8 protein-coding genes and 1 pseudogene are annotated in these 6,246 nt (G+C 71.9%); 4 read left to right on the top strand and 5 right to left on the bottom strand.

Annotated elements, in window-relative coordinates; translation table 11 throughout:
* Window positions 1-435, top strand: a pseudogene (locus D8Y23_RS16895) (zinc-binding alcohol dehydrogenase family protein); the annotation flags it as partial.
* 118 nt (window positions 436-553) lie between these two features.
* Complete coding sequence (purU, locus tag D8Y23_RS15955; RefSeq protein ID WP_128219027.1) at window positions 554-1,441, top strand: formyltetrahydrofolate deformylase; 888 nt, start codon at window positions 554-556, stop codon at window positions 1,439-1,441.
* Between the two features lie 107 nt (window positions 1,442-1,548).
* Here purU and D8Y23_RS15950 read toward each other — a convergent pair whose 3' ends face one another.
* From D8Y23_RS15950 to D8Y23_RS15940, 3 genes are all read right to left on the bottom strand, one after another.
* Complete coding sequence (locus D8Y23_RS15950; RefSeq protein WP_240663936.1) at window positions 1,549-2,436, bottom strand: FHA domain-containing protein; 888 nt, start codon at window positions 2,434-2,436, stop codon at window positions 1,549-1,551.
* Between the two features lie 14 nt (window positions 2,437-2,450).
* Complete coding sequence (locus tag D8Y23_RS15945) at window positions 2,451-2,726, bottom strand: hypothetical protein (protein WP_128219026.1); 276 nt, start codon at window positions 2,724-2,726, stop codon at window positions 2,451-2,453.
* A 212-nt stretch (window positions 2,727-2,938) separates the two neighbouring features.
* The gene (locus tag D8Y23_RS15940; protein ID WP_428844486.1) at window positions 2,939-3,286 is read right to left on the bottom strand and encodes an ArsR/SmtB family transcription factor; all 348 of its coding nucleotides are present in this window, start codon (window positions 3,284-3,286) and stop codon (window positions 2,939-2,941) included.
* Window positions 3,287-3,347: 61 nt separating this feature from the next.
* Between D8Y23_RS15940 and D8Y23_RS15935 the strand changes: the two genes are divergently transcribed.
* Window positions 3,348-4,697 carry an NAD(P)-binding domain-containing protein gene (locus D8Y23_RS15935; RefSeq protein WP_128219025.1) on the top strand — a complete coding sequence of 450 codons (1,350 nt, stop codon included), beginning with the start codon at window positions 3,348-3,350 and terminating at the stop codon, window positions 4,695-4,697.
* Window positions 4,698-4,739: 42 nt separating this feature from the next.
* Here D8Y23_RS15935 and D8Y23_RS15930 read toward each other — a convergent pair whose 3' ends face one another.
* Together D8Y23_RS15930 and D8Y23_RS15925 are read right to left on the bottom strand one after the other, a co-directional pair.
* The gene (locus D8Y23_RS15930; protein WP_128219024.1) at window positions 4,740-5,138 is read right to left on the bottom strand and encodes a low molecular weight phosphatase family protein; all 399 of its coding nucleotides are present in this window, start codon (window positions 5,136-5,138) and stop codon (window positions 4,740-4,742) included.
* A gap of 20 nt (window positions 5,139-5,158) precedes the next feature.
* Complete coding sequence (locus D8Y23_RS15925) at window positions 5,159-5,833, bottom strand: MarR family transcriptional regulator (protein WP_128219023.1); 675 nt, start codon at window positions 5,831-5,833, stop codon at window positions 5,159-5,161.
* A 46-nt stretch (window positions 5,834-5,879) separates the two neighbouring features.
* On the opposite strand from D8Y23_RS15925, the gene D8Y23_RS15920 reads away from it, so the two are divergent.
* On the top strand, window positions 5,880-6,246 hold a 367-nt coding region (locus D8Y23_RS15920), incomplete at its 3' end, for an aquaporin (RefSeq protein ID WP_240663934.1).

Genomic DNA, 6,246 nt, shown 5'->3' with positions numbered 1-6,246 from the left:
GGCCGCCCCGTCGCGGGGGCGGTCGCTCTCGGGGCCGGGTCGGCCGGCCCGTGCATCGAGGTGCTCCGCCGCACCGGCGGGACCCGGCTCGCGCTGGCCAGCACCCCCGTGTCGCTCGCCGACCTCGTGGGACGGCGACGTCTCTTCCCCGCGATGCTCCCGGTGTTCACGCGCATCGGCCTCGGCACGGCCCGGTCGATGCTGCGCGCCCGGCGTGCCGGCATCCGCGCCGGGCTCGTGTGGGGCAGCAGTCTGCGCGACGACGCGGTCGGCCCGGCCCTGTGGGGCGAGGTGATCCCGCGCGCGTTGGCAGTAGGGGACCTGCGGCCGATGCCGGAGCCGGTCGTCGTGGGCGAGGGCCTGGGGGACCTGCAGGCAGCGCTCGACCGACAGCGCGCCGGGGTCTCGGCATCCAAGCTCGTCATCCGGCTGTGAGTGTGTGGCGCGACGCACGTGGCCCCGGGGCGTCGCGCGTGGCCCCGGGGCCACAGACGCCGCCCCGCACGGAGCGACGGTGTCCGCCGAGGCCACCCGGGCACGGCAGAATGGTCCGATGGTCTCCGCGAGCCCCCACCTGCAGCCCGATCACGCGTGCCTCATCGTCCACGGCAGCGACACCCCCGGCATCATCGCCGCGGTCTCCGCGCTCATCGCCCGGCAGGGTGGCAACATCGTCGCCTTCGACCAGTACTCCGACGGCACGCGCGGCGGGGCCTACTTCCAGCGGGTGGTGTTCCACCGCCCCGACCTCGCGGTATCCCTCCCCGAGATCCAGGCCGATCTCCACCGGACGCTCCGCGACGGCTTCGAGCTGGAATGGAAGCTCACCGACCTCGCGACGCCGAAGCGCATGGCGATCCTGGCGTCGAAGCAGGACCACTGCCTGCTCGACCTGCTGTGGCGCCACCGCCGCGGCGACCTGCCCGTGAGCATCCCGATGGTCGTGTCCAACCACACGACCTCGGCCGACGACGTCCGCTCGTTCGGCGTGCCGTTCTTCCACGTCCCGTCGACCCCCGGCCCCGACAAGTCGGCATCCGAGGCCCGCATCCTCGAGCTGCTCGTCGGCAACGTCGACTTCGTCGTCCTGGCCCGCTACATGCAGATCCTCTCGCCGGAGTTCCTCGAGAAGATCGGGGTGCCGGTGATCAACATCCACCACTCGTTCCTCCCCGCCTTCATCGGCGCGGAGCCGTACAAGAAGGCGAAGGAGCGCGGCGTCAAGCTCATCGGCGCGACGTCGCACTACGTCACCGGCGACCTCGACGAGGGGCCGATCATCGAGCAGGACACGATCCGCGTGACCCACGCCGACTCCGCCGCCGAGCTCGCGCGCCGCGGCGCCGACGTCGAACGCCAGGTGCTCTCGCGCGCCGTGCTGTGGCACGCCGAGGATCGCATCATCCGCCACGGCAACCACACGATCGTCTTCACGGCATAAGGCCGGGGCCGACACCCCGGATGCCGAGACGGCATCCGCCCGACATCTCCGTTGCAGCGTGCAGCGGGTTCGTCAGGCGGATGCCGTCTCGGCGCTTCCGGGCGTCGTCAATCCGGATCGGATGCCGAGGCCAGCGGGCCGCGGCCTCCGCGCGGGGGTTGCTTGCGCTGGCGCGCGAGCTCGCCGCCGACGCGTCCGCCGTAGGGGCGACCGTGATCGGCCCACTCCGCGCGGAAGTACGCCAGACGCCAGTCCCCCAGCTCGATGCGCGCACCGGTGCGGAGGATGCGGCCGTTGCCGCGGCGCCCTTCGACCGCGGCACCGCCGCCGCCGACCACATCGAAGCCGTACAGGACGTATTCGTCGTCGCCTTCGTGACGGATCTCGGCGTGGATCGGGGCGAGGCCGGGGAGACGCAGATCGGCTTCGTCGCCGGACCCGATGACCGTCTTCGTCGGCAGCAGATCGAATTCGCGCGGCCTCATGCCCGTGTAGTTCGCTGAGCCCACGGCGAAGATCAACCGCGGGCGTCCCGACCCCGGGGTGTAGTGCGTCGTGGTGATGCGGCGGCGCACGACGCGGTTCACGGTCGGCACCAGCGGCAGCGGTGTGCCGGGCGGCACAGGGAAGGCGACCGTCTTCCCGTCCTTCCGACGGGTGAGCAGCGGGGCCAGCGCCGCGACCGACCCGAGGCGGATGTGCGGCGAGCCCGTCACGACCCGCTGGAGGACGCTGCTCTTGACCTCGCCCAGGTGGAGGATCGGGCCGTCCGGCCCCTCCACGCACACCGATATCCCCCGCTTCGCGAGCGCATCGGCGACCGTGGAGAGCTCGGCCAGCGTGCGACGGCCGTTCCCGGGCAGCCGGGACGGATCGCTGATCTTCACCCGGACCTCGGACCCCGCGGCGGTGATCGTACCCTCGAACGGGGGCAGGGTGGCATCCCTCCCCGCCTCCTCCTCCGAGAAGGCGAGATCGATGTCGAGGCGCACCATGACGGCGCCCGCCCTCAGTTGCCGCGGTACGGGTCGGAGCCCGGCGCGGTGTCGTCGCTCGTCGTGACGCGGAGGGTGCCGTTGAGCTTCCACGTCGCGCGGGGCGCGTCGGGGCCGATGTCGCGCGGGACCTCGATAGTCATGTCGACGAAGGAGTAGTTGACCGCGGCGCCGCGGCCGGTGAGGTACGACCACATCTCGCGACCGAGGTCGGTCCAGTCGGTGATCGAGTGGCCCTCGGGGCCGGAGGGGGTGGCGAACGGGTCGGTGGATGCGGTGGTGTCGGACATCGTCCCAGTCCTTTCTGGTGTTCGGGGGCACCAGGGTCCCACCGGGCCGGATCGCGCAGAGAGGGATTGCGTTCCGCGGCGAGTTGCGGGATAAGCCCCGACGCGCGGCCCGCTGACCCCGCGAGACTGCATCCGCCCGACGAAACCGCCGCAGCCTGCAATGGATCAGTCAGGCGCGTGCAGTCTCGCCGATCCGGCGCACGCGAACGGGATCAGGGGCGCAGGGCGGACGCGGCCCGCTCGAGCGCCTCGGTGACGACGCGGTAGTAGGCCCAGCGGCCGCGCTGTTCGCGGGTCGCGAGTCCGGCGTCGACGAGCAGCTTCATGTGGTGCGACACGGTGGGCTGCGAGAGTCCGACGGGTTCGGTGAGGTCGCAGATGCACGCCTCGCCCCCGCTCGATGCGGCGATCAGGGACAGCAAGCGCACGCGGGTGGGGTCGCCCAAGGCCTTGAACGTGCGTGCGATCCCCTCCGCTTCCTCCGCGGACAGCACGCCTCCGGTCACCGCTGAGCAGCACACGTCGGCGTCGACGGGACGGAGAGGAAGAGTCGCGGGCACGTATCGATCCTGGCACGACGCATTGACATTTGTCGATACATCGAAGAACCTCGATCTATTGATGACCATCACTGCACGAGGAGCGAACGTGAGCAGGAACCATCTCCCTGTCGCCGTGATCGGCGCCGGTCCGCAGGGGCTGGCAGCCGCGGCGCATCTGGTGGAGCGAGACGTGCCGGTCGTCGTGCTCGAGGCCGGAGCCGGGCCCGCCGCGGCGGTGTCCGAGTGGGGTCACGTCCGGCTGTTCTCGGAGTGGCCGGAACTGGTCGATGCGGCCGCGTCGCGGATTCTCGCACCCACCGGCTGGACGGCCCCGACGACCGGATACCCGACCGGGGCACAGTGGATCGAGAGGTACCTCGCCCCGCTCGCCGCCGAACTGGGTGACCGCGTGCGGTACGGCGCCCGGGTCGTCGGAGTGTCGCGCCGGGGCCGTGACCGCCTCGTCGACGCGGGTCGCGGGGACCAGCCGTTCACCGTGCACGTGCGGCCCTCCGACGACGAGGAGTACCGCCTGGAGGCCCGCGCCATCATCGACGCCTCGGGGACGTGGTCGTCACCGAACCCCGCGGGAGCCGACGGACTGCCCGCGCTCGGAGAGGAGGCCGCGGGCAGCCTGCTCACCTTCCGCATCCCGGACTTCCGCGACCGCGAGGGCTTCGAGGGGAAGCACACCGTCGTGATCGGTTCCGGACACTCGGCGCTCACGGCCGTCCTCGCCCTCGCCCGGATGGCCCGCCGCGACCCCGACACCGCGGTGACGTGGGCCCTGCGCCGCGCCGGCGCCGACACCACGTTCGGGGGCGGGGTGGCCGATCGACTCCCGGCGCGCGGGGCTCTCGGCATCCGCGCCAAGGAACTCGTGGATGCCGGATTGGTGACGCTCGTCACGGGGTTCCGCGTCGAGCGCGTGCGGACGGATGCCGAGAGGCCGACGTTGATCGCGGAGGACGGGCGCACGCTCACCGCCGATCGCGTGGTGGTGCTGACGGGGTTCCGGCCCGATCTTTCGTTCCTGTCGGAGCTTCGGTTGGAGCTGGACCCGACCTTGCAGGCACCCGTGCGGATCGCCGCCGAGGTCGACCCGAACGTGCACTCCTGCGGATCGGTCGCGGCGACCGGGGCCGCAGACCTCGCCCACCCCGAACCGGACTTCTACCTCGTGGGCGCGAAGTCGTACGGTCGCGCACCGACATTCCTCGCTCTCACCGGGTACGAGCAGGTCCGCAGCGTGGTGGCCAAGATCGCGGGAGACCACGAGGCCGCGCGGCGGGTGGAGCTCGTCCTGCCCGACACCGGGGTGTGCGGTGGGGCGGGCCTGTTCGACGCGTCCGGCGCGTCCCTCGGCGGCGCGTGCTGCGCTCCGCCGGCCCAGGTGCTCCAGATCGGTCGCGCTCCAGCGGCCGTCTGACGAAACACGGGGGCGGGCGCACGGGCGCCGCGCCCCGCGTGCTCAGCGCACCAGGAGGGTCGACCGGATCTTCTCCGCGACGGCTTCGCGCAGGGGCCGCACGGCCTCGGCATCCCACGACTCGGGGTTCGGGAACGCCCACTCCAGAACCTCGCCGCGCGGCGTGGACGGGAGGTCGAGGCCGGGCTTCATCAGAACCACGACGTCGGCCTGCGCGAGGTCGTCCGTGGTGACGGCGCGAGGCACGCGGTCGGTGATGTCCATGCCCCACTCGGCGACCGTCGCGGCGACCGCGGGGTTCACCTCGTCGGCGGGCGACAGCCCCGCCGACGAGGCGAGGAATCGGTCGCCGCCCAGGTGCTCCAGGAGGGCGGCGCCGAGCTGGGAGCGGCCGGCGTTGTGCTGGCAGATGAACAGAACGGTGGGGGTGTTCTCGGTCACGGGTCTTCTTTCTGCGGGGGTCATCGGGCGGAGAGCCGAGGGGCGAGGTCCGCGATGCGGCGCTCGAGCTCGGCGTAGGCGGTATCGAAAGCGTCATCGGTGCCCACCCGCACGGGGTCGGGAATCGACCAGTGCAGGTGCCCGCCCACGCCGATCTCCTCGTGCGCGTTGTCGCAGACGGTGACGATGAAATCCGAGTCCGTGAGGACGGCGCTCAGCGTCTGCGGGGATCCGTCGGGCAGCGCGAGGGCGTGACGGTCGGCCGTCGCCACGGCACCCGGGGCGATCCTCTCGGCGGGGTGCGTGCCGGCGGATGCCGCGGGGATGCTGCTGCGGGTCGACCACAGGGCGGCGGCCAACTGGGATCTCGCCGAGTTCGCGGTGCAGACGAACACCACTCGGCTCGCCCGTTCGACCCGGCCGGGCGTCAGGCCTTCCAGCGCGGTGTCGGTCAGGTGGATGTAGCTGCGTCGCCTGTCCGCCTCGGACCGCGACCGGGCGACCATGCCCGCGGCCTCGAGAACCTTGACGTGATGAGCCACGAGATTCCCCGGCATCCCCAGGGCGGTCCGGATCTCGGACGGCGAGAGATCGCCGAGGGTCAGGAGGTCGACGATCCGTAGCCGCGACACATCGCCGAGGGCGGCGTGCCGTGCCGCCCGCTCCTCGACGGAGTCCATTCGCTCTACGTTCATTGAATCAATATTGACTGAATTACCACTCGCGGGTCAAGATGAACCCGTGAACACCCCGACCCCTCCGCGGCCGTCCGCGGCGACACCTCCCGTTCTGCGCCGGGCCGCCGCAGAGTTCCTGGGAACGGGCCTCCTCGTCACCGTCGTCGTGGGTTCCGGGATCGCCGCGCAGCGTCTGTCGCCGGATGATGTGGGGCTGCAGCTCCTCCAGAACAGCCTGACCACGGCGCTCGGGCTCGCCGTGCTGATCCTCATGCTCGGCCCGGTGTCCGGCGCGCACTTCAACCCCGTCGTCTCGCTCGCCGACTGGATACTCGGGCGGCGCGCCCGTACCGGCCTCTCGTCGCCCGATTTCGGCGTCTACCTCACCGCGCAGGTCTTCGGCGGCGTCGCGGGAACCCTCCTGGCGGGGG

The sequence above is a fragment of the Microbacterium enclense genome (assembly GCF_004022425.1).
In the GTDB taxonomy this organism is placed as follows: Bacteria; Actinomycetota; Actinomycetes; order Actinomycetales; family Microbacteriaceae; genus Microbacterium; species Microbacterium enclense_A.
Note: the sequence above shows the minus strand (reverse complement) of the source record. Positions and strands in the feature narration are given on the sequence as shown.